This is a genomic window from Cognatazoarcus halotolerans, from assembly GCF_009800965.1.
In the GTDB taxonomy this organism is placed as follows: Bacteria; Pseudomonadota; Gammaproteobacteria; order Burkholderiales; family Rhodocyclaceae; genus Cognatazoarcus; species Cognatazoarcus halotolerans.
This window is the reverse complement of sequence record NZ_WUAF01000016.1, coordinates 59,499-82,314: the sequence shown is the minus strand read 5'-3', so window position 1 is coordinate 82,314 and position 22,816 is coordinate 59,499. Positions and strand designations below refer to the sequence as shown.

The window sequence follows — 22,816 nt, the reverse complement described above, 5'->3', positions numbered from 1 at the left end:
CGTGTCATTGGCGACTGGATCCAGTTTTACAACCACCAGCGGCCGCATCAGGCCCTGGATATGAAAACGCCCGCTCAGGCATTTACATTAGTGGCGTGACCTGTGCAGGATTTGCTGGGTCAATACATCGCCGCGCGGCACGCGCCCGGCCGCCACGCGCGGTGGAGCCAAGCGACGCATTGCGCGCGTTCATCGCCCGCTTCGGCTTCGATGTCGAAGACCTCGACGCGCCCCGCGAACACGGCCTGACCCCGCTGATGCGCGCCGCGCTGCTGGGCGACGAGGCGCTGGTGGCGGAGTTGATCGCTGCAGGCGTGAGCCTCGACCTGCGCAACATGGACGGCAACAACGCCGTGTGGCTTGCCTGCGTATCGGGCAATCACGCGCTGCTGCGCCGGCTCGCCGCCGCGGGAATCAATCTCGACAACCGCAACGACATGGGGGCGACGGCGCTGATGTACTGCGCCTCGGCCAGCAAACCCGATTTCGTCTCGGCCCTGCTCGAGCTTGGAGCCGATCCGCTGATAAGAAATTTCGACGACGCCCGTGCCGTCCACCTGGCGGCAAGCCGCGAATGCCTGAATCTTCTCCGTCACACTGTTCGATGAGGTGTCCCATGTCGCAATCCGTCCTGACCCCCAAGCACCGTAGCCTGACCCGCCTGCTTGACTGCCTGCGCCCACCGATCGCCCGTGGCGACGTGCGTGTTGCGGATGGCTGGCGCGATGACGAACAAGGCCTCGGCCTGGAACTCCCCGAAGAGCCGCGCCTGTCGGCCTTCGTCTACACCTACGGCCAGGCCAGCGGCCGCTACGGCATCGAGCTGTCCTTTCCGGAAGCCGGCGAAGCCGAGCTCGCGCAGGTGCCGCTGTCGCAAGAAAACATCGACCTTGCGCATCTCATTTCGATCCTGGGGACGCATTTCGATCTGATGGTGGCGGCCTGAGGGTCGTCGTCGCCCCGGCGAACGCCGGGGTCCAGGGTTTTTCTTTTTTGCTGTTCGATTTGGCGCGTGCCGCCGATTGACGGTGATTGGCCGGGTTTCGCCCCGGCGGGCGACCACCTTTCTTGTGGCGACCAGAAAGGTGGATAAAGAAGCGCCCCCTGCCGCACCGCCGGCTTCGCCGGTTCCCTCGCTCCGTCCGCGTCCGGCGGGTCGCGTCGAAACTCGCCCTGCGGGCTCAGACAGCGACGCGACAATTCCCGCCGGCCACGGCCTGCACTCGGCGGTGCAGAAGGGGAAGGGGGTGCCGGCTCGGCTTCGCCATTGCCGGCGGGCGGCTGTGCGGCTCTTCATATCAATGCGTTGACGATCCGGGCTCCGGGCCAATCATCGCTTCTACACCTTTCGCTTCGACCTCCTCAAGGAACAGGTCGAAGGCCTCTTGATCGGTTTTGAACTCACCGTCCCAGACAGTTGAGTCGTTGTACTGATCCACGACTTACAGAGTCCAACCTGTATCAGGCATGCGGTAAATGCACACTTCAACAGTCTTGCCCCAGCGGTGCATTTCTGTTGAAAAAGGGAATAGATCAGCTCGTTTTCGACACATATTGGTTTTAAAAAGAGAGGTGGGAATGCGGTGGATGATAGCAACTGACCAGCCTTGCCCCTGCCTCCGAACTCTACCGAATCCACACCCGGAATCTTTCTGCTCGGGATTGCCCTATGAACGGCAGGTTACTGTCGTTCAAAGTGAATAGGAGCTTTCGGCCACCAGCCGACATTCACCCTGGCCCTCTTTTTGGCACTTGATTGACCGCTTCCACGGGAGAAAGCTGACTTACGTGCACCAATTCGGCGTTAGGTACCAACCTATCCAGATCACCCCGCGCTACGTTCAAGTTACGTCGCACGGGCAGACAAACGGGCCGCTTTACTCTTCCAACCAGGCCCGGCGGAAACTATTTCGTAACGGCTGCAGCAAGTACTCCGCCATTGTCCTTTCGCCAGTTCGCACAAATACTTCAGCGACCATCCCAGGCTGCAGTTGTTTGTCTCCAAGTCGTGCAACTTCTTCCTCTGGAACTTCGATTCGCGCAACGTAGTAGAACGATTTGCTCTGAGGGTCTTGGAGCACGTCGGCCGACACGTAGCGCAATTCACCGTTTAACTCGGGGGTCGTGCGCTGATTGAACGCTGTCAATTTGATTGCCGCCGGCAATCCGGCGACGACCTTGTCGATATCTTGCGGGTTGATTTTGGCCTCTACGATCAACTTGTCGTTTGCCGGGACGATCTCGAGCAACGTAGCGCCTGGCGATACCACCCCACCGATGGTATGTACGCCACTGCCAACGACAATCCCGTCCACAGGGGCACGCATTTCGGTTTGGCCAAACACGTGTTCCGCTGCGTTTAATCGCTCACGTAGATCGAGAGTGGTGGACTGGACCTGCTTGAGTTCGTTGACCACCCCTTGATGAAAAGTCTTCCCCACCTGGAAGATTTCCAGTTCCTTGCGCGAGATCTCTGTCTCGGCGGAACTGATCCGGGACTTCAACTCCGCACGTTCTCCTTCGAGCTTTGCGATCTCGCGCTCCAGTTCAAGCAGATGCTGCTTGCCCACCATGCCTTTCTCTCGAAGCAAGCGCATGCTCTTGAGTTCATCGTCGACGAATGAAAGCTCTCGCTGCTTTGCCGCAATCTGCTCTCGGTATCCGGCAATATCATCGCGCAGTTGACGCACTTGCTTCTGGATGATCTGGACCTCGCCATGCAACTCACTACGACGCGCTTCCCAGAGCGTGCGCTGAGACTTCATGATGCTTGAAACTTTGACTTCGTCACCGCGCCCTGTCAGAGCGTCGGGAAAAACAAGCGTTTCGGTTTGATCGCGCTCAGCAAGCAAACGCGCTTCTTGCGCGATAGCAGCGTCGTAACCATCTCTTAGAATTGCTACGGTCGCGGCAGCTCTTGTTTCGTCAAGCCGCACCAAGACATCCCCTTGGTGCACTCGGTCGCCGTCTCGGACCAATATTTCTTTCACTATTCCGCCGTCCAGATGCTGTATCTGCTTCCGACTCGAATCGACCTTTATCGACCCGCTGGCAACGACAGCTTCCGCGAGAGGCGCCAGTGATGCCCATCCGATGAAAATTGCGATAAACAGCAATATCACAGCGAATCCTGCCAGGATTGTCCCGCGTGGGTCGGTAGGCAGTGCAGGAGTGGCGAACTCGGCCGCATTACTCACAGTGAGACCTCCGTGCATGGCTCCAGGGGTGTTGGTCTCCGGGTGACTTGTGGCATGACCTCTGCCGTCGGGCCGAAATGAGTCAATCGGCCTTGTTGAACCACCATCATCTTATCGACGCCACCGACAAGCGATGGCCGGTGTGCGACAACGACAACCGTGTGACCGTTAGCCTTGAGTTCTGCAATGGCTGCCCGTACAGAGAATTCACCCACTGCATCCAGGTTTGAAGTGGGCTCATCCAGCACCACCAGCGCCGGGCGGCCATAAAAAGCACGCGCCAGACCGATTCGCTGCCGCTGGCCCCCGGACAGATTGACGCCGCCGGGGCCAATCATCGTTTCGTATCCATTAGGCAACTGCTGGATCGTATCGTGAGCACCTGCCAGCTTTGCTGCATCAACAACCAGATCAGCATCAGCCTGACCAAAGCGTGCGATATTTTGCGCAACAGACCCGGGCAGAAGCTCGACTTCCTGTGGGAGGTAACCGATGTGGGGTCCGAGGAGAGACTTGGACCAATGCGAAAATTCAGCACCATCGAGTCTGATGTCGCCCGACAGTTGCTTCCATGCGCCAACGATCAATCGAGCCAAGGTTGACTTGCCTGCTGCGCTGGGTCCAGTCAAACCAACGGTTGTGCCAGGTTGGATATCAAAGCTGATTGCTGCGAGTACGGGCTTCTTGACACCCGGAGGGGCGGCAAAGACATTCTCGAATACAAGACGGCCGGATGGGGGCGGGAGCGCCATCGGTTCGTCGGTCCCGGAATACTGTTCAAGATGATCATAGAGGCGCGATCTTGCGTCTCGCGCCTGAAGAAAAGAACGCCACCCCGAGATCGCAGATTCGAGCGGGGCAAGTGCTCTGCCGGTAATGATCGAAGCGGCAATCATCACCCCGGCGGTCGTGATCTCGTTGATCGCAAGGAAAGCACCGACGCTCAGAATCGCAATCTGGACTGTAATGCGTACAAATTTAGCCACGCCGCCGATTGCCCCCCCACGATCAGTCGCGACCGCATTAAAGGCAAGCCCTGCATCGTGCCAACGATGCCACACCTTGCTCAGTCCGGAGACCATGCCCATCGCTTCAATTGACGCGGCATTTCGACTGCCGGCTTCGACAAATTGATTGGCGAGCATCATCTGCCCCGTCGACTTCTTCAGAATGTCCCGCGTGGCCGATTCATTGATCAGCGCAATAACGAACAACATGACAGCACCAACGAGGGACACGTGACCAAGCCAGGGATGGAGCACGTAAACCAAGGCGATGTAGAGGGGCGTCCATGGCGCGTCAAACAAGGCCGTCAGGCTGCGCCCGGTCAGAAACGTACGGATGGTCTCCAGATCACGCAGCGGTTGGGCTCCGGCGCCGCTTTTCATGACGCTTTCAAAAACTGCCTCGGAAATTGAAATGTCGAAACGTGCGCCGACACGCACCAGAACGCGAGCCCTCAGCGTCTCTAGAACCCCGAGTATGACGAGTGCACCCAGCGCCACGACAGACAACAAGAGTAGCGTATCGACGCTCCGCGACACGAGCACCCGGTCGTATATCTGCAGCATGTAAAGGGGCGATGTGAGCATCAACAGGTTGATGCACAGGCTGAAAACGCCGACGGCAATCAGCGCAGAGCGCGCCTGCGCATACCCCTTGGCGAGTGGATGGTGTAGGTCACTCTTGCTCATAGATGAAGGACTGCCGGAAGGTAGTGGTAAGCAATATGCACTGACGATGAGTTACGCGGACACCGAAAAGCACCCATCGACGTGAGTGATTGGTGCCATTCCGCGTAAAAGGGTCAGGGCTTCTGAATACAAGCAACGATTTCCGGGCGAATGGTCGGCGCCCATGTCATGCGTATTCTGGTCAAGCCTCGGGCCTGCGCGTACGTTTCAATGCACACAGGCGGCGACTTCGCCGGAGCAAAGCCAGCAACCGGACCGACTCAGTTACCCCAACAAGCTACGACTACGAGACCTGAATGTCGCGGATCACTACGCCATGGTGCGCACGCTTGCGAGACCAGACCAACGCGCCGAAAGCAGGGACAAGCAACGCCAGCGTCGCCGGCACTGGCACTGTGCCCGTATTGGCTACATTCGAGATCGAGAGTGACCCGGTGTAGGGGTTGCCATCGACCAGTCCGCTAAAGGGGTCTGGGCCAAGCACATCATCAAAAGCAATACGCATCAGCACCGAAGAATTAAACGCCGCTGCACCGGCACCCACCAGATTGTCGAATTCAAGCTCGATCACATTTTCAGAAAACCCCACAGACTTCAGGTTACCGCCCAGGAACAATCCATCGTCATCGAAAACATCAAACCCGCCCGTCGCGCCTGTCGTCGGGTCGGCAAGGTTGAAACCGATACCAAACCCGATCTCGGCAAAGCCATTCGGAGACACGCCGTTTGTAGAATCCACTGCAGCGCCGAACGACGAGAGATCACCATCACCAAAAAATTCGAAGAAATCAATGAAGGCAAAGCTAGATTGAATCGTTGGAGCCTGTGTCGCTAGTCCCAACGGTGCAGCAAACGCTGCTGATGCCGGCATGACAAGAATCGAGGCAATCGCGAAAATAATACTCACCAGTCTGTTTTTCATTTTTTTTCAACTTCCCTGAATCAACCAAAATCAAATTCTGCATCGGCAAAGATCGTCAAATTGTGGTCCGTGACCCCATCGCCGCGCACATAAATCGCATCACCGTCCCCTTCCAGGAAGATCACGGCACCACCCGTGCTCGCGCGCACTGACCCCACCGTCGCGCCATCAATCAAGACAATCGAATCGACACCCACCTCGTAGTCCATGATGACGTCGCGCTCTCTGCGGCCGTTTGACGCCTCCGCACCAAAGATGAATTCGTCGGCACCCGCACCGCCAGTCATTCGGTCGTAGTCGCCACCCAGACTGTAGATCGCGTCTGCGCCGGAAGTGCCCATCAGGTTGTCACTGCCCAATGTGCCAACCAATGTGTTGATGGCAGGGGTCGGATTACTTTCTCCGGTAATGGAAATTTCGACTGTTCCGCGTACTGTGTCGACGCCATCTGTCACGAAATAGAAGAAAGAGTCGGTTGCGACTTCTCCGTCTTCCAGCAAATCGAAGGCGCCATTTGGATCGTAATTGAACGTACCGTCGCCATTGTCGGTCACAAGTCCGCGGGTTTCGCTTAGATCGATGTCAGATACAGTTAAAGCGTCACCATCTATGTCAATGTCGTTTCGTAGCAGACTTTCGATCACAATTGCTGATGACTCGGACGTCTCATAAATATCATTGGCAGCAATCGGCGTTTCGTTTCCCAGGTAGCGGATAAAGGTTCCGTCGGCAACATTTTCGACAACAAAACTATCTAGGCGAAAGTTTCCTTCTAGTGTGATTGTCATGTCATTCACGCCATCGTTGTCAGCATCGTAGCTTAAGATGGCCGAACCTTTTTTTCGCTGAAGCTCTTCTGCTTCGAACTGTGCTGCAGCAACAAAGACCTCATCCTTAATGCCAAAATTAACGACGTGCAGACCGTCTAGCGTCGTTAAGGATCCAACGATGAGGTGCTGATCGTGGGCAAGTTCAATAGCTGCATCGCTATCGTTAATACTGTAAATAACATTCCCTTCGGTCTCATAAATTAGTTCTTTGTATTTATCTGCAGAGACAATTGATGCCGCCACCAAACTTGAAGAATCGACGCTCTCCACCAAATCCGCCATTTTGTCAAAGACAGAGGTGACAGCCGTTCCAGTAGCTGAAACAAGGTCTGCAATGAATTCTGCTGTCGTTAACAGCACATTTTGTATTGCCTTACCTATCGCAAGGATAGATTGACCAGAAAATTCAAAAATTCCGCTCCAGATATCCCAGACTCTGACAAAAAAAGTTTCTACAAATGAGAATAAACCGGGACCGTAGGTTTCTCTTAAATGCTCAACACTCTCACGAGTACCGAATACTTTAAATACATCAAGAAAGTCGATGGCACTATCTGGGTTATGTATTGCATCAGGAGAATCGAGATATTCGTTGAATATGGTTAGGCTACCAGGAATTGCTGAAGTCGCAGCCAATGACAAGCCGCCGCTCAGCGTCCCTGCTGCCAAAGCTGTAAGCGTGCTAAAGATAGTTACTGCAAATTCGACCTGCTCTTCAAAGGAAATTAACCTAGTAGGAAAATCGCCATCGACACCAGGGTAATTATCAAAATATCCGAATAATGGATTGTTTATCTCGTTGATTCCAACTCCATCAATCTGATGAAAACTAGTATGGTAATTTGGATTGCTTGCATATGGATTGACGCCATCTAACTCAAAGCTGACGAATTGAGAACTCGTCATTTGACGAGTTAGATCACTTGCAGGGTCGTCATGATCGACGTAAACCCAGTGGCCCGTGTGCCATTCGGCAATGCTTTTCAGAAACCCAGGGTTGATTGCCGAAAAGTCGTAGTAATAAACATCTCCATAAACAAAACCGTCGCCTGTTAGAGATACAATATCGCCAGATGAAATGGCATGATTGATCGAAATGGCTTCTACGTAGTTTGCATCGAATGCAATTACCTGCGCTGCTGAAAGGCCTGCTGAGTTGAAAGTATCCAATTGTGAAATCGATACTTCGTCTTGCATAGATTGAGATAGAAGGAGAATTAGTTGCGCTTGCGCACCTGCTTGACTATGCCCAGTTAATGCAATGTTTTTGTCGTGCGTGACCATCCATGACTTTAGACCTGATGTTTCCCAGGCATCGGAAAGTTCTTGAAGACCAACGCCTGTCGATCTGAAGTTTTCTTTCCAGTCAGCAAATCCGGTTGCCGTGCCTCGAACAGCTATGACTGAAGCGTAACTCTCATGCGTTAATGCAACTGCACGAAACGTCCCGTATTCAAAGACTTCATCTACCGTCCAGCCATCGAGAAATGATGATGCACCAAAATCGACCAGAATATTTCCATTTGCGTCCAATGCTTTACCGTTGTGAACGGTATCACCCTGTTGACGGAGTACTAAAGCGCCGGAGCTTAGTTCGTTCAGCCCTGCAGTGCTTGTGTTCTGATTTCTATAGGCTATTTCTTTTGCGAAATATTCAAGAAGATAATGTGGGACTTCGTCATACTTTGGTTGTGAGACCGATTGATCGCTTTGTATATAGGAAGTTGCTACGTCTGATAGGTGATTTTGAGAGTCGACAACATAGAGGGCAATTTCGTCAACCTCTCCATCTGCCCCCGAAGTAAACGCCCACTTTTCAATGTCGGATATGGATATATCCGAAATAGTGTTTCCTTCTGCTTGACTAACCTGTACCCCATCAAAAGTCAGGTAACCTCCGTCTGTCGTCTGATCTACCACCGAAAACGTCAAAACGTCATCGATACCGTCGGGGTCACTCCAGGCGAACAGTTCCGAGAGGGGTGTGCTTGTGCCGGGAAGTACAGTGATCTCGGAGCCCGAAGCCGTTGGGCCGCCCGTATTCACCAATGAGATGAGCGTTCCACCCGACGGTGAGGTCGAAAAGATTAGGTCGCCGGCGGAGAAAGCGCCCTTCATGGTGAAGGTGCTTTCGGCTGTGCCATCAAGATCCACGTCAATACCAATGACGGTTGCAGCGGCGCCAGTGGAGATCTGAAGATTAGTCGCACTCAGATTGGCATCGGTCACTCGAAGCACATCGGGCGCGCCGAAATCTTCGATCACGTCGCCGTTGATGGCTGAGATGCTCGCTTCAAAGATGTCTGCGCCAAAGCCTCCTGTCAGGAAATCAGCGCCTTCGTCGCCGATAAGCACATCATTGCCGGCAAGACCGAAGATTCGATCGTCCAGCTTGGTGCCGATCAGTTTTGATGCATTTCCAGGCAGTCCATCGTCGTCGCCGGGTGTGCCGGTGACCACAAGTCCTGAGATTGATGAGTCGAAGGTCAGTGTCAGATCCGAGAACACGATGCTCTCAATGCCTGTCAGACGGTCCACGCCGTCCGGTGACGTGAGGCGGTTGTCGTAGACGTCGATCCCTTCAGCACCGAGCACGACCGAATATTGGCCGCGCTGTCCTGAGAAGTAGGCGGTGTCGCCGCTCGTTCCCAGGCTGCTGTTGTCTGCGCCCCCATCGATCCGGTCATTGCCGGCGCCGCCGAAGAACTCGTCGTCGCCGTCGCCGCCGCTTAAGCTGTCATCACCATCGCCACCAAACAGCCGGTCGTCGCCGGTACCACCGAGCAATGTGTCATTGCCTGTGCCGCCATCGAGGACATCATTGCCCTCGTCACCACTGAGATGGTCATCTCCGCCGCCTGACGACAAGGTGTCATTGCCTGTGCCGCCAAACATGCGCTCCGTTCCGCTCGCGCTTGACGCCTGAATGACATCGTCGCCGGCATTGCCTTCGAAGGTGAGATTGGCCAGCGGGCCGGTGGAGCTCAGAATGGTGATGCTGTCGTTACCGTCGCCGCCACTGACAAGGTCGTCGGTGGCGCCGGTGAGCCAACGGTACACAATCGCGTCATCGCCCGCGCCACCGGCGATATTTCCACTGGCATCGATGAAATCGTTACCTGCGCCGGCGTCAATCGTATTGGCGCCTTCCGTATCGATGATCGTATCGGCGCCGGCGCCGCTTGATATCGCGTCGTTGCCGTTGCCGCCAAGGATGAAGTCATCACCGGAACCACTCGAGATGACGTCGTTGCCGTCACCACCGAGGATACGGTTGTTGCCGTCGCCGGCATCGACCTGGTCGTTACCAAATCGCGCCAGCACGACATCACCCTGGTCGGTGCCGGTAATTGCATCGTCGACATCCGACCCGACGATGTAGAGACCAATGCCGAGCGCGGCAAGCGGGTAGTCGCCGTCGGAGAATCTAAAAATCTCGACGTTCCTGACCGTGTCTTCTTCGGTCCCGTCAAGCGTAGTGACGCGGAGAAGGGTGGCGTCGTTCTCGTCAGCGGTGACCACATAGTCTGCGCGCACCCGTTCGAAGACGGCGATGTCGCCAGTGCCGGCCCCGCCGTCCAGCGCGTCATCGCCTATGCCCCCGGAGAGCAGGTCGTCACCATCGCCGCCTGAGAGATCGTCCTCACCGGATTCTCCGAACAGGTAATCACTGCCATCACCACCGGAAAGTTCGTCGTCCTGGTTGCCTCCATACAACACGTCATCGCCAGTGCCGCCGAGGAGTGTGTCCGTGCCTTCGTCCCCACGAAGGATGTCATTGCCATCACCGCCGACCAGCAGGTCGATACCTTGCAAACCGACCAGCAGGTCGTTACCTGCCAGGCCGTATATCTGATCATTCAAAATGGAGCCGATGAGCGCGTCCGGATTGCCCGGCGCGCCATTGTCGTCGCCAGGCGTGCCGTTGATGATGAGGCCCACGAAGTCCGTCGCGACATTTGCGTCGCCATCCGCGAACCGAATCGTTTCGACATTGACGACACGATTCGTGCCGTCCGGGGAGTTCAACCGGTTGTCGTAAATCGTCAGACCGACCGCGTCTCCGACGACGGAATAGCTTGTACGTGCGCCAGTGAAGACCGCGATGTCGCCCAATGTTCCCGAAGCGCTGTTGTCGTCTCCGCCGTCGATGGTGTCGTTGCCCGAGCCCGCGTTGAGCAGGTCGTCGCCTTCACCGCCGTCTAGGACGTCGTTGCCGGCGCCACCGATCAGCGTGTCGTTACCACTGCCACCGCTGAGAGTGTCGTTTTGGTAACCGCCGTCGAGATAGTCGTTGCCAGCCCCGCCCAGCAATACGTCGTCTCCGTAGTAGCTGCGGATGGTGTCGTTTCCGTCGCCACCGATCATCGTTTCGCTGGTGTTATAGCTATTTTGTGAGTAGATGTTGTCGTCGCCATCACCACCATCAAGAGTCACGGCGGCTCCGGTACCACTGCGATACAACGTGTCGTTTCCAGCTCCGCCACGAAGGATGTCGCTTGCTCCACCTCCGACGTAGGTCAGGTTGTCATTTCCATCTCCGCCGTCGGCAATACCAATGAATGCAGATGAACCGTAAAGGGTAATGGTGTCATTGTCAGCGCCGCCGTCGAGCGTGCCAGAACCCAGGATGGTGTCATTGCCGGCTCCGCCAATGAGCGTGTTGTTCTCTCGGTCTGTGTCTTCGAGCCGGTCGTTCCCATCGCCACCGATGAGCGTGTCTTCACCTGATCCGCCAGTGAGATAATCATCGCTGGCGCCGCTCGTTAGCGTGTCATTGCCTTCACCGCCGAGTATGCGGTTGCGTCCCTCGCCACCGGCGAGAGTGTCATTGCCCGCTCCGCCGACCAGCACATCGTCGAACGCCGTTCCCGTCAGCGCATCGTCGTTATCTGTGCCAACCTGGTATTCACCAAGGTCCAGGGAGGCGACTTCGTAATCGCCATTTGAGAATCTAAGCACTTCGACATTGCGGACCAGGTTCTCTTCGCCGCCAATTGTCGATACCACCCGAAGGGCGCTCGAATCGCTGTGGTCCTGAGTGATTACGTATGTGTTCCGGTCTCCAGAAAAAACTGCGATATCGCCTAGAGTTCCCGAACCGCTGTTGTCGGCGCCGCCGTCGATGATGTCGTTGCCCGAACCAGCATTGAGCAGGTCGTCACCATCGCCGCCGTCGAGATCGTCGTTACCGACGCCACCGATGAGCGTGTCGTCACCACTGCCACCGCTGAGAATGTCGTTTTGGTAACCGCCGTCGAGGTAGTCGTTGCCAGCACCTCCCAGCAAAACGTCGTCTCCGTAGTAGCTACGGATTGTGTCGTTTCCGTCACCGCCGATCATCGTTTCACTGCTGTTGTAGCGACTCTGCGCGGAGAGCGAGTCATCGCCATCGCCGCCATCGAGCGTCACGGGGTACCCGCTGCTGCTGACGTATAAGGTGTCATTGCCAGCGCCGCCGTACATGACGTCGTTGGTTCCCCCGCCGACGTAGGTCAGATTGTCGTTGCCATCGCCACCGTCAGCGGTACTTGAAAATGAGGACGAACCATAGAGGGTGATCGTGTCGTTGTCGGCGCCACCGTCGAGCGTGCCCGAACCCAGAAGCGTGTCATTGCCGGCTCCGCCAATGAGCGTGTTGTTCTCTCGGTCAGTGTCTTCGAGGCGGTCGTTTCCGTCACCTCCGACCAAGGTGTCCTCACCTGTGCCGCCGACTAGCCGATCGTCTCCATCCCCACCATCGAGCGTGTCATTATCCGCTCCGCCGTCGAGCACGTCGTTGCCGCTACCCCCCAGGAGCGTGTCATTACCTTCCAGACCATTGAGAATGTCGTTGCCATCAAGGCCGCTCAGCGTGTCGTCACCAAGCGTTCCGTCCAGTGCGTCGTCGAAGTTTGTGCCTTCGATGACCTTCCCAGGCACTGGGCCGATACGAACATCAATGTCCGTGAATCGCAGGGTTGAAATGCCAACCACGATATCGACGCCTAATGTCGGATTGGCAGTGATATCTGCAACTTGCCACCCACCGGCGTAGGGGCCACTGGTGATCTTGAACCAGGAAAATTGAGCACTCGACCCCGAAAAGTAGGCGATATCGTCGTTTTGGCCTTCAAGCAGATCATCCCCTGCGCCACCGACTAAAACGTCAATCCCCGGGCCGGCTGTGAGCGTGTCGTTTCCAGCCCCGCCATCGATCAAATCATCTCCGTCAGTGCCAGAGAGACTGTCTTCGCCCGACGTCCCCTCAACGAATTCACCCGAGTTCAGCGTCGATATGTCGATATCGCCATCATTGAAGCGGAGAATTTCGACGTTCTTGATAACGTCAATTTCTGAACCATTCAGACGTCTGACTTGAATGGCATCGGGGTCGGTCGTGTCTCTAACAATCACGAACTGGCTGATACTCTCGGAGATAATTGCGATGTCGCCCAACGTTCCTGAAGTGCTGTTGTCGTCTCCGCCGTCGATAGTGTCGTTGCCCGAGCCCGCGTTGAGCAGGTCGTCGCCATCGCCGCCGCCGAGGCTGTCATCGCCGACGTCTCCGATCAGCGTGTCGTCACCACTGCCACCGCTGAGAGTGTCGTTTTGGTAACCGCCGTCGAGATAGTCGTTGCCAGCTCCACCCAGCAATACGTCGTCTCCGTAGTAGCTTCGGATGGTGTCGTTTCCGTCACCACCGATCATCGTTTCGCTGCTGTTGTAACGACTCTGTGCGGAGAGTGAGTCGTCGCCGTCACCGCCATCGAGCGTCACTGGGTACCCGCTGCTGCTGACGTACAAGGTGTCATTGCCAGCACCGCCGTACATGACGTCGTTGGTTCCCCCGCCGGCGTAAGTCAGATTGTCATTGCCATCGCCACCGTCAGCGGTACTTGAAAATGAGGACGAGCCATAGAGGGTGATCGTGTCGTTGTCGGCTCCCCCGTCGAGTGCGCCCGAGCCCAGGAGGGTGTCATTGCCGGCTCCGCCAATGAGCGTGTTGTTCTCTCGATCTGTGTCTTCGAGCCGGTCATTCCCGTCGCCACCGACGAGCGTGTCTTCACCTGATCCGCCATTGAGATAGTCATCGCTGGCGCCACTTGTCAGCGTGTCATTGCCTTCACCGCCGAGCATGCGGTTGCGTCCCTCGCCGCCGGCGAGAGTGTCATTGCCAGCTCCGCCGACCAGCACGTCGTCGAACGCCGTTCCCGTCAGCGCATCGTCGTTATCTGTGCCAACCTGGTATTCACCAAGGTCCAGGGACGCGACCTCGTAATCGCCATTTGAGAATCGAAGCACTTCGACATTGCGGACCAGGTTCTCTTCGCCGCCAATTGTCGATACCACCCGAAGGGCACTCGAATCGCTGTGGTCCTGGGTGATTACATATGTGTTCCGGTCTCCAGAAAAAACTGCGATATCGCCTAGAGTTCCCGAACCGCTGTTGTCGGCGCCGCCGTCGATGATGTCGTTGCCCGAACCAGCATTGAGCAGGTCGTCACCATCGCCGCCGTCGAGATCGTCGTTACCGACGCCACCGATGAGCGTGTCGTCACCACTGCCACCGCTGAGAATGTCGTTTTGGTAACCGCCGTCGAGGTAGTCGTTGCCAGCACCTCCCAGCAAAACGTCGTCTCCGTAGTAGCTACGGATTGTGTCGTTTCCGTCACCGCCGATCATCGTTTCACTGCTGTTGTAGCGACTCTGCGCGGAGAGCGAGTCATCGCCATCGCCGCCATCGAGCGTCACGGGGTACCCGCTGCTGCTGACGTATAAGGTGTCATTGCCAGCGCCGCCGTACATGACGTCGTTGGTTCCCCCGCCGACGTAGGTCAGATTGTCGTTGCCATCGCCACCGTCAGCGGTACTTGAAAATGAGGACGAACCATAGAGGGTGATCGTGTCGTTGTCGGCGCCACCGTCGAGCGTGCCCGAACCCAGAAGCGTGTCATTGCCGGCTCCGCCAATGAGCGTGTTGTTCTCTCGGTCAGTGTCTTCGAGGCGGTCGTTTCCGTCACCTCCGACCAAGGTGTCCTCACCTGTGCCGCCGACTAGCCGATCGTCTCCATCCCCACCATCGAGCGTGTCATTATCCGCTCCGCCGTCGAGCACGTCGTTGCCGCTGCCCCCCAGGAGCGTGTCATTACCTTCCAGACCATTGAGAATGTCGTTGCCATCCAGACCGGTCAGCTTGTCGTCGCCAAGCGTTCCGTCAAGTGCATCGTCGAAATTCGTTCCGGGAATATCTGCCATGATCTATTCACGCTCCAAAAGCAACGGTCAGGGTCTATGTATGTCGGTACTCGAGTGGGGTAGATGCTACGGGTCTAATTTGATGCGGCAGGAGGGGCTACTTCGATCAACGGGTGTTGATGCATTTCGATTCTCCCTTGGGGACCCGGGCCACGAGCTTCACGTATGAAATTTCGATTGCCCGTGCGGAACGTCACCCGGGCGAAATGCTCTCGACCGATTTCGTCGTTGAATCGAGTGCTTACGAAACATTCAGTTGCATAAAGCATGTACTATGCCAACTCGTTTATATTCTTGCAGGGCAACTACTTAGGATATGGCGTGTGCATCCAGGCAATGTCGCTGTGTAAAATTTCTCGACACGGGGTGTTGGTGTGACGAGTTGATCGAATTCGACGAAGATGCGCAGCGCGAATCGCGAAAATTGCTGAGTAATTCGCGTCCCACAGCCGATTCGTAGCACGGCTCAAGTAGGGATGAAGTCACTGGATGGGTTTCTGCTCTTCGGACCCCTTTGTTTGGGTTACCCGACGCTCGCATTTATGTACGGTGGCAGACAACTTTGGGTCGATTGCTCCAGTTCAGAAGATCCGAAAGCAGTTGTTCGTCAATGTCCCGTGGAGACTCTGTCAATAGTTCGTCTTTCGATCGCAGCTCGAGAGGATTTCGCTTTGATCGCCTTGGAGCGCGTCAGACGCAAGAGGCTGAATTTCCCGTGTCCCGCTTCAGGACAAACCGCAGGCGCTCGGTAAGCGTCCCCGGCGCATCCAGGCCACCCGGACCGTAGGTCACGAGGGACGGCGGTTCGCCGAAGATGCGAGTCAAGGCCGTCCGTGCAACCTCTACCTGGGCCTGTCCAACCAGGAGCACCGTCTTGCTCACCGCGCCGGTGTCGCGCAGCAGTTCGAGTTCCCAGCGGATATTTTCGCTGATACCGCTGAGGTCCATGACCACGCCGTGGCATTCACCGACCATGCGCTCTACGCAGGCTTGCCACGCCGCATCCATGCTGGCGACCGGGAAGAGTTTGTTGCGGCTCACGGCCCAGTTGATGTTGCGGCGCAGGCGTTGCTTCATGGCGGCTGAAAGGGCGGTGAGGTGGCGTGGGGTGACGATCTTGCGTTGGCGGAAGGTGAAGAAGGTGAGCTGGCCGTAGAGCAGCGGCAGCCTTTGCAGGGGCGGGATGCGGATGTCCGCGTCGGCGAGGGTGTAGCAGTGGCCGAGCGGGGCCACTTCGTCCCGCAGGATCCGTGTCAGGTCGCGGCTGAGGGCGCGGCGGTTGAAGGGCCGCAGGATCAGGAAGCGGGCGGGCTGGCGCCAGCGCATGGCGAGCGGCAGGGCAATCGGCATCGACAGGATGAAGGGTGCGAGAAACAGCGCCAGGTAGCCGAGCAGCAGGTAGACCGGCACGAAGCCGGCAATCACCAGAAAGGCGAGGAGCCAGATCAGCCCGGTGATCCCCGAGCGTGAGGACTGCATGCCGTGGGCGGCCTGGGTCAATGCTTCCATGCCGATCTGCCACAGCCAGACCGTGCACACGGCAAAGAGCAGCCAGGCGATTCCGCCGGTTACCAGCACGCTTATGCTCGCGAGGTGGCCCCAGCGGGCGTGACGGAGGATGGCCTTGCGCTCGGGCGGGTCGATCGGTGTGCTGTCAGCAGGGACGGCAGCGTGGCTGACCGATTTCCAGTCGTCCGCTCGGCCGCGATTGCGTCGGAGTTCTCCGAGTTCGCGCAGTGCTTCGCTGGCGTGCAGGCTGCCGGCGATGACCAGCAGCAGGGCGGAGGCGGAGAAGTTCAGCAAGGACTGGACATCGGCAAACGAGATGACGAGTTCGCCCACGCCGTGCACCGTCCCCCACAGCCCGAGGGCTGCACATGCTGCGGCGATCAGCCGGCGTGCCCACGCATGACCCCGATGGATCAGCCACAGAAAGGGCGCGAAAAGGGCGATGAAGAGGGCCGGTGGAGTCCATTGGCCGATATACACGCCCATGCTGGCTGCGATTGCCAGTGTCGCAGCGACGACCAGGAGCAGGACCGGGCGTGCCCGCCGGCGTGCGGCGTCGAGTTCGGCATCAGCTGGATGGCCGACCTCGCTGGAATCGTCCATGAAGTTGCCCTCCGGGGTGCATCACCGGCCGAGTGATCTCGGAATGGACAGGCCGGTCAGGCGCATCGTACGCCGTCGACGCGCCACGCAGGAAGCCGCAAGGCGCGGCGCGCGTGGCTCGGGGACCACCGGCCGCGCCCGCGGGCGTCTTACTTGAGCACGGTTGCCGTGGCGGCAACCGCGGCGGCAGCGCAGGGTGCGCCGCACACCAGACCGCCGGCCGCCCCTGCCGCAGCCGTTGCCACGGCCTTGAGTACGCCGCGCCACGACAAGCCGCCAGCGACCTGTTCGAGCTCCATCTTTGTCAGTTCCTGCATGATCGTTCTCCGGTTTGGAATGGCGAGAGCTGAGGTGCCGGCCGAGGGCGCGTTCCTCTCGGAGCGAACGCGCTGTTGCGTCGGCACGGAATCCACGTTACGCGTTCGGTTCGCGTCGGCCGATGGCATTCGACGCCGAAAAATGTGTACGAACGCACACTACCGGGGTCTGCGAGGGCAGGAGGACGCTTGGGAATGGCAGGCCGATTGTCTGCCGGCGGGCCGATCACCTGCATGGCGGCAGAGTTGGCCCAAATCGGCAGAACTGCGTCTGCCGTCTCGTGTAATCGAGGCGAACCGGTGTTTCGGTTCAGAGGATGACGGTGATCTCCTCGCGGCGGATCAGTTCGGTTTCGAATTGCAGCGCGTCGGAGCCGAGTGCGTCCCGCGCGCAGAGGATGCCCAGTGGCTTGCCCTTGTCGACGACCGGTACATGGCGGAATCCGTTTTCGTACATCAGGTGCAGCGCATGGCCAAAGGGCTTGTCGGGCGCGATGCACAGCGGGTCCGCCGTCATGACCCTGTCCACGGTGGTTGCATCCGGGTCGAGCGCTTCCGCGAGGACGCCGAAGACGAGGTCGCGCTCGGTGCAGATGCCCAGCAGGCGCTCGCGATGGGCGTCGACCACCAGCACTGCGCTGGTGCGGTGTGTTTTCATCAATTCCGCGACCTTGCGCACGCGGGTGCTGGCTGGAACGGTGACGCAGTCCTGATCCGTGATGACTGCGCTGACAGGGCGGTTGGGCATGGTAAGCCTCCATGTTGGGTGACGGGGCTCGACCGGATTGCGAGCGATGCCCCGATGTGACCACGCGCCGGATTGGCGTGCGGTCAGCGTGTCGTCTCCGGCGTGCGATCGATGGAAGGTGCGCCGGCCCGTGCGCCAGAAAGCTGCCTGAATGTGCAGGGCGCAAATCGATGATCTGCCGCGCCGGCCCGGTGCTCGGGGCCGGCGCGGCAGATCGTGAGCGTACCTGTTGAGTTTCCCGGCGGGTCGCGTCCGTAAGCTCATCCACACGGAGACGCCCCCGTCGATGCCGGTTGCGAGCATTTTCGCGGGTGGCCGGCATGACGGACGCAAGTTTCAGTATAGGCGCTGTGTCCCGATGTCAAGGCCGAGCCGGCCGGAGGATGACGGACGGCGGTGTGAGCGGCGCCGGGGGGCGTGCTCGATGACGCGGCTGCCCTCAGAGAACCTTGGCTGCGCGCAATTTGGCGATGCGGTCGGGCGAAAAACCCCAGTCGGCGAGCACCGCTTCGGTATCGCGCGCGTTATCGGCAAAGGGCGGTGCGCCGAGCTCCGACGGGGTGCGCGAGAAGCGCGGGGCGGGAGCGGGCTGAGTGAGGCCGTCGCGCTCGACGTAGGCCTGGCGGGCGCGATTGTGCGGATGCGCCGGGGCCTCGTCCATGTCGAGCACCGGGGTGATGCAGGCGTCCGTGCCGGCGAACAGGGCGCACCACGCATCGCGCGTGCGGGTGGCGAACACCTCGCGCAGCACCTGCTTCAGTGCCGGCCATTGGCTACGGTCCCATTGCTGCGCGAAGCGTGGATCGTCGATTTCGCATTTCTCCAGCAGCAGGGCGTAGAACTGCGGCTCGATGGGGCCGACCGCGAGCCATTTGCCGTCGGCGCAGGCGTAGGTGTCGTAGAAGTGCGCGCCGCCATCCAGGAAGTTGCTTTGGCGCTGCATCGTCCATTGGCCCATGGCCTTGAGCGTGTAGTTCATCGCCATGAGCATTGCGCAGCCGTCGGTCATGGCGGCGTCGACGACCTGGCCCTTGCCGGAGCTACGCGCTTCGATCACCGCGGCAAGCACACCCACCGCCAGCAGCATGGCGCCGCCGCCGAAGTCGGCCACGAGGTTGAGCGGCGGCACCGGACCCGAGTCGCTACGGCCGATGGCGTCGAGCGCGCCGGACAGGCCGAGATAGTTGATGTCGTGGCCGGCGGTATGGGCGAGCGGGCCGCTCTGGCCCCAGCCGGTCATGCGGCCGAACACCAGCCGCGGATTGCGGGCAAGGCAGACGTCCGGGCCGAGCCCGAGGCGCTCCATCACGCCGGGGCGAAAACCCTCGATGAGGACCTCGGCGCCGTCGATGAGCTGCAGCGCGGTGGCGAGGCCTTCCGGGTGCTTGAGGTCGAGCGCGATCGCCCGCCGGCCGCGATTGAGGATGTCCTTGTCCGGGTCGAACAGGGCGGCCGAGGCGCTTTTGCCCTTGCGGTCGATGCGCACCACTTCGGCCCCCATGTCGGCCAGCATCATGCCGCAGAAGGGAGCGGGGCCGAGCCCGGCGAATTCGATGACGCGGATGCCTTTGAGCGGGCCCATGGGAGACCTCCGGAAGGGTGAGGCGGGTGACCGGGCCGCGTGTGCGGCCCGATGGTCGGGATCAGGCCGCCAGTGCGCGGCCGATGACGAGGCGCTGGATGTCGTTGGCGCCTTCGTAGATCTGGGTGATGCGCACGTCGCGGGCGATGCGCTCGACCGCCGTCTCGTCGGTGTAGCCGCAGCCGCCGTGGATCTGGATGGCTGCCGAGCAGACTTTCTCGGCGATCTCGGAGGCGAACATCTTGGCCATCGAGGCTTCGGTGAGGCAGGGCTTGCCGGCGTCCTTGAGGCTCGCCGCACGCCACACCATCAGGCGGGCCGCATCGATCTGGGTGGCCATGTCGGCGAGGCGGAAGTTTACCGCCTGGTGCTCGATGATCGGCACCCCGAAGGTGATGCGCTCCTTGGCGTAGGCCAGCGCTGCCTCGAAGGCGGCGCGCGCCATGCCGACCGACTGGGCGGCGATGCCGATGCGGCCCGCTTCGAGGTTGGAGAGGGCGATCTTGTAGCCTTCGCCTTCCTTGCCGAGCAGGGCACCGGCCGGCACGCGGCAGTCCTCGAAGACGATCTGCGCGGTGTCGGAGGCGTGCTGGCCCATCTTCCGTTCGATGCGTGCCACCTTGTAGCCCGGCGTCGCGGTCGGGACCAGGAAGCAGGAGATGCCCTTCTTGCCGGCGGCCTTGTCGGTCACCGCGAAGACGATCGCGACATCCGCATTCTTGCCGGTGGTGATGTAATGCTTGACGCCGTTGAGCACGTAGTCGTCGCCGTCGCGATCCGCGCGGGTGGTGATCGCCGCCGCATCCGAGCCGGTGTGCGGCTCGGTGAGGCAGAAGCAGCCGAGCTTTTCGCCACGGGCCAGCGGCTTGAGCCATTCTTCCTTCTGCGCGTCGTTGCCGTAGCGGTTGGGAATGCCGCAGGCCAGCGAATTCTGCACCGACACGATCGTCGAGGTCGCGCCGTCGCCGGCCGCGATCTCCTCGAGCGTCAGCACCAGGCTCATGTAGTCCATGCCGGCGCCACCCCAATGTTCCGGCACCACCATGCCCATCGCGCCGAGCTCGCCCAGTTCCTTGAGCGCTTCGGCCGGGAAGGTGTGGTCGCGGTCCCATTCGGCGGCGAAGGGGGCGAGGCGCTCCTGCGCGAAGGCGCGCATGGAGTCGCGGATCATTTCCTGTTCCTGGGTGAGGATCATGTGGTGGTTTCCTTTGGTGTTCCGATTGCGACTTTGTTGTTGTCGGTAGCGCTTACTTGGCAGCCATGCGGATCGAGCCGTCGAGGCGGATCACTTCGCCGTTGAGGTAGCTGTTTTCGGCGATGTGTCGCACCAGCGCCGCGTATTCGGCGGGTTTGCCGAGGCGCGAGGGGAAGGGGACCATCTTGCCGAGCGCGTCCTGAACGTCCTGCGGCATGCCCATCAGCATCGGCGTTTCCATGATTCCTGGGGCGATGGTCATCACGCGGATGCCGCTGCGCGCCAGCTCGCGCGCCACCGGCAGGGTCAGCGCCACGACGCCGCCCTTGGAGCAGGCGTAGGCGGCCTGACCGATCTGGCCGTCGAAGGCTGCGACCGAAGCGGTGTTGACGATCACGCCGCGCTCACCGCCGGCGTTCGGTTCGTTCTTCGCCATCGCGTTGGCGGCCAGGCGCAGCATGTTGAAGGTGCCGATCAGGTTGATGCTCACCACCTTGGCGAAGCTCTCGAGCCGATGCGGGCCTTCGCGGCCGACGACCTTCTCGGCCGGCGCCACGCCAGCGCAGTTAACCAGCCCGTCAATGCGCCCGAAGCTGTCGAGCGCGGCGCGGATCACCGCCTCGCCGTCTTCCTCGCGGGTGATGTCGCAGCGGATGAACAGCGCGTTGTCGCCCAGCTCTCGCTCCATCGCGGCGCCGGCCTCGTCGTTCATGTCGGCCATCACTGCCCTGCCGCCGCCCGCGACGATCATGCGCGCGGTTGCCGCGCCAAGGCCCGATGCTGCGCCGGTAACGATGAATACGCTGTCCTGGATCTGCATGTGGAGTCTCCTCGAATGGACCGTCATTGGAATAGCCCTCAAGTCTAGTCGCTGGCGCGCGCTTCAGCGATGCCCGAAACTGCCAGGATTGGTGGCAGAATTTGCAACATGACGAGTTCGATTAACGAACAGCTCGACGGCACGCGCGGCAGCATCTCGATCCACTTCGTGCACGACGCGATTGCCGGCGCGCGCAAGCACGGCATCGACCCCGCGCCGATGCTGGCCGCAGCGGGAATTCCGCCCGAACGGCTCGATGCGCCACGTGCCCGCGTGTCGCCGCGCCAGTACGCCACGCTCTGGCGTCTGCTCGCCGACCACATGGACGACGAGTTCTTCGGCCTCGATTCGCATCCAATGCGCCGCGGCAGTTTCCGCCTGATGTGCCACAGCGTGCTCACCTGCCGCAATCTCGAACACGCCATGCGGCGCGCGCTGCAGGTTTTTGCCATGGTGCTCGACGACACTCGCCCGGAACTCGTGCGCATGGAAGAGTGCGCCGCGGTGGTGCTGCACGATCGCCATCCCGAGGTACCGCTGTTCGCCCATGGCACCCTGCTGACCATCCTGCAAGGCCTTGCCTGCTGGCTGACCGACCGGCGCATCGTGTTGATCGGCGCCGATCTCGCCCAGCCTGAACCGGTGCATGGTGACGAGTACCGGGTGCTGTTCGGCCACGAGACACGCTTCGGCCAGGGACAGACCGTGCTGCGCTTTGACGCCGGGGCGCTGAACCTGCCGGTGGTGCGACGCCCGGAACAGTTACGCGATTTCCTGATCGCCGCGCCGGCCAACTTCCTGGTACGTTACCGCAATCCAGATAGCCTCGCGGCGCAGATTCGCCGCGTGCTGCGCCGTAGCGACCCGGCCGACTGGCCCGATTTCGAAGCGCTCGCGGGTCGCTTCAATGCATCCTCGTCGACCGTGCGACGCCGCCTCGAGGACGAGGGGCAGTCTTACCGGGAGATCAAGGACGCTCTGCGGCGCGACATGGCAATCGAACTGCTGGGCGAGGGCAAGGCAACGGTGCTCGAGGTGGCGCAGCGCATCGGTTTTGCCGAAGCCAGCGCCTTTCATCGTGCCTTCCGCAAATGGACCGGTGCCAGCCCGGCCTCCTATCGTGGCCGCGAGGAGAACGTTTGATGCAAGGCGCAGTCTATC

Annotated in this window: 15 protein-coding genes; 4 read left to right on the top strand and 11 right to left on the bottom strand. The window is 59.5% G+C overall.

Going from position 1 to position 22,816, the window contains the following annotated elements; translation table 11 throughout:
• Positions 1–6: 6 nt before the first annotated feature.
• The 3 genes from GQB03_RS23570 to GQB03_RS17925 all read left to right on the top strand — a co-directional run bounded on the left by GQB03_RS23570 (position 7) and on the right by GQB03_RS17925 (position 946).
• On the top strand, positions 7–99 hold the full coding sequence (locus GQB03_RS23570) for an integrase core domain-containing protein (protein WP_407644549.1): 93 nt from the start codon (positions 7–9) through the stop codon (positions 97–99).
• A gap of 80 nt (positions 100–179) precedes the next feature.
• Positions 180–608, top strand: a complete 429-nt coding sequence (locus GQB03_RS17930) for an ankyrin repeat domain-containing protein (protein ID WP_235027123.1) — start codon at positions 180–182, stop codon at positions 606–608.
• Between the two features lie 8 nt (positions 609–616).
• Positions 617–946: a hypothetical protein gene (locus GQB03_RS17925; RefSeq protein WP_159692304.1), complete on the top strand. Its 330-nt coding sequence runs from the start codon at positions 617–619 to the stop codon at positions 944–946.
• A gap of 352 nt (positions 947–1,298) precedes the next feature.
• Here GQB03_RS17925 and GQB03_RS23070 read toward each other — a convergent pair whose 3' ends face one another.
• From GQB03_RS23070 to GQB03_RS17870, 11 genes are all read right to left on the bottom strand, one after another.
• Positions 1,299–1,439 carry a hypothetical protein gene (locus GQB03_RS23070; RefSeq protein WP_200832284.1) on the bottom strand — a complete coding sequence of 47 codons (141 nt, stop codon included), beginning with the start codon at positions 1,437–1,439 and terminating at the stop codon, positions 1,299–1,301.
• A gap of 438 nt (positions 1,440–1,877) precedes the next feature.
• Positions 1,878–3,197, bottom strand: coding sequence for an HlyD family type I secretion periplasmic adaptor subunit (locus GQB03_RS17915; RefSeq protein WP_200832283.1), 1,320 nt, complete (start codon positions 3,195–3,197; stop codon positions 1,878–1,880).
• A complete protein-coding gene (locus GQB03_RS17910; protein ID WP_159692300.1) occupies positions 3,194–4,891 on the bottom strand; it encodes a type I secretion system permease/ATPase in 1,698 nt (565 codons plus the stop codon). The genes GQB03_RS17915 and GQB03_RS17910 overlap by 4 nt, the downstream gene beginning before the upstream one ends.
• A 283-nt stretch (positions 4,892–5,174) precedes the next feature.
• Positions 5,175–5,813 carry a hypothetical protein gene (locus tag GQB03_RS17905; protein ID WP_159692298.1) on the bottom strand — a complete coding sequence of 213 codons (639 nt, stop codon included), beginning with the start codon at positions 5,811–5,813 and terminating at the stop codon, positions 5,175–5,177.
• 20 nt (positions 5,814–5,833) lie between these two features.
• Complete coding sequence (locus GQB03_RS23495; RefSeq protein WP_159692296.1) at positions 5,834–14,881, bottom strand: cadherin-like domain-containing protein; 9,048 nt, start codon at positions 14,879–14,881, stop codon at positions 5,834–5,836.
• A 690-nt stretch (positions 14,882–15,571) separates the two neighbouring features.
• Positions 15,572–16,993: a hypothetical protein gene (locus GQB03_RS17895; RefSeq protein WP_159692294.1), complete on the bottom strand. Its 1,422-nt coding sequence runs from the start codon at positions 16,991–16,993 to the stop codon at positions 15,572–15,574.
• A 149-nt stretch (positions 16,994–17,142) separates the two neighbouring features.
• Entirely contained in the window at positions 17,143–17,310 is a 168-nt protein-coding gene (locus GQB03_RS17890; protein WP_159692292.1) for a hypothetical protein, read from the bottom strand.
• Positions 17,311–17,620: 310 nt separating this feature from the next.
• On the bottom strand, positions 17,621–18,058 hold the full coding sequence (locus GQB03_RS17885; protein ID WP_159692290.1) for a CBS domain-containing protein: 438 nt from the start codon (positions 18,056–18,058) through the stop codon (positions 17,621–17,623).
• Positions 18,059–18,497: 439 nt separating this feature from the next.
• Positions 18,498–19,640, bottom strand: a complete 1,143-nt coding sequence (locus GQB03_RS17880; protein WP_159692288.1) for a CaiB/BaiF CoA transferase family protein — start codon at positions 19,638–19,640, stop codon at positions 18,498–18,500.
• A 61-nt stretch (positions 19,641–19,701) separates the two neighbouring features.
• Positions 19,702–20,835, bottom strand: a complete 1,134-nt coding sequence (locus tag GQB03_RS17875; protein ID WP_159692286.1) for an acyl-CoA dehydrogenase family protein — start codon at positions 20,833–20,835, stop codon at positions 19,702–19,704.
• A gap of 52 nt (positions 20,836–20,887) precedes the next feature.
• On the bottom strand, positions 20,888–21,655 hold the full coding sequence (locus tag GQB03_RS17870) for a 3-hydroxyacyl-CoA dehydrogenase (protein ID WP_159692284.1): 768 nt from the start codon (positions 21,653–21,655) through the stop codon (positions 20,888–20,890).
• Between the two features lie 108 nt (positions 21,656–21,763).
• On the opposite strand from GQB03_RS17870, the gene GQB03_RS17865 reads away from it, so the two are divergent.
• Positions 21,764–22,798 carry an AraC family transcriptional regulator gene (locus GQB03_RS17865; protein WP_200832282.1) on the top strand — a complete coding sequence of 345 codons (1,035 nt, stop codon included), beginning with the start codon at positions 21,764–21,766 and terminating at the stop codon, positions 22,796–22,798.
• The last annotated feature ends 18 nt before the right edge of the window (positions 22,799–22,816 follow it).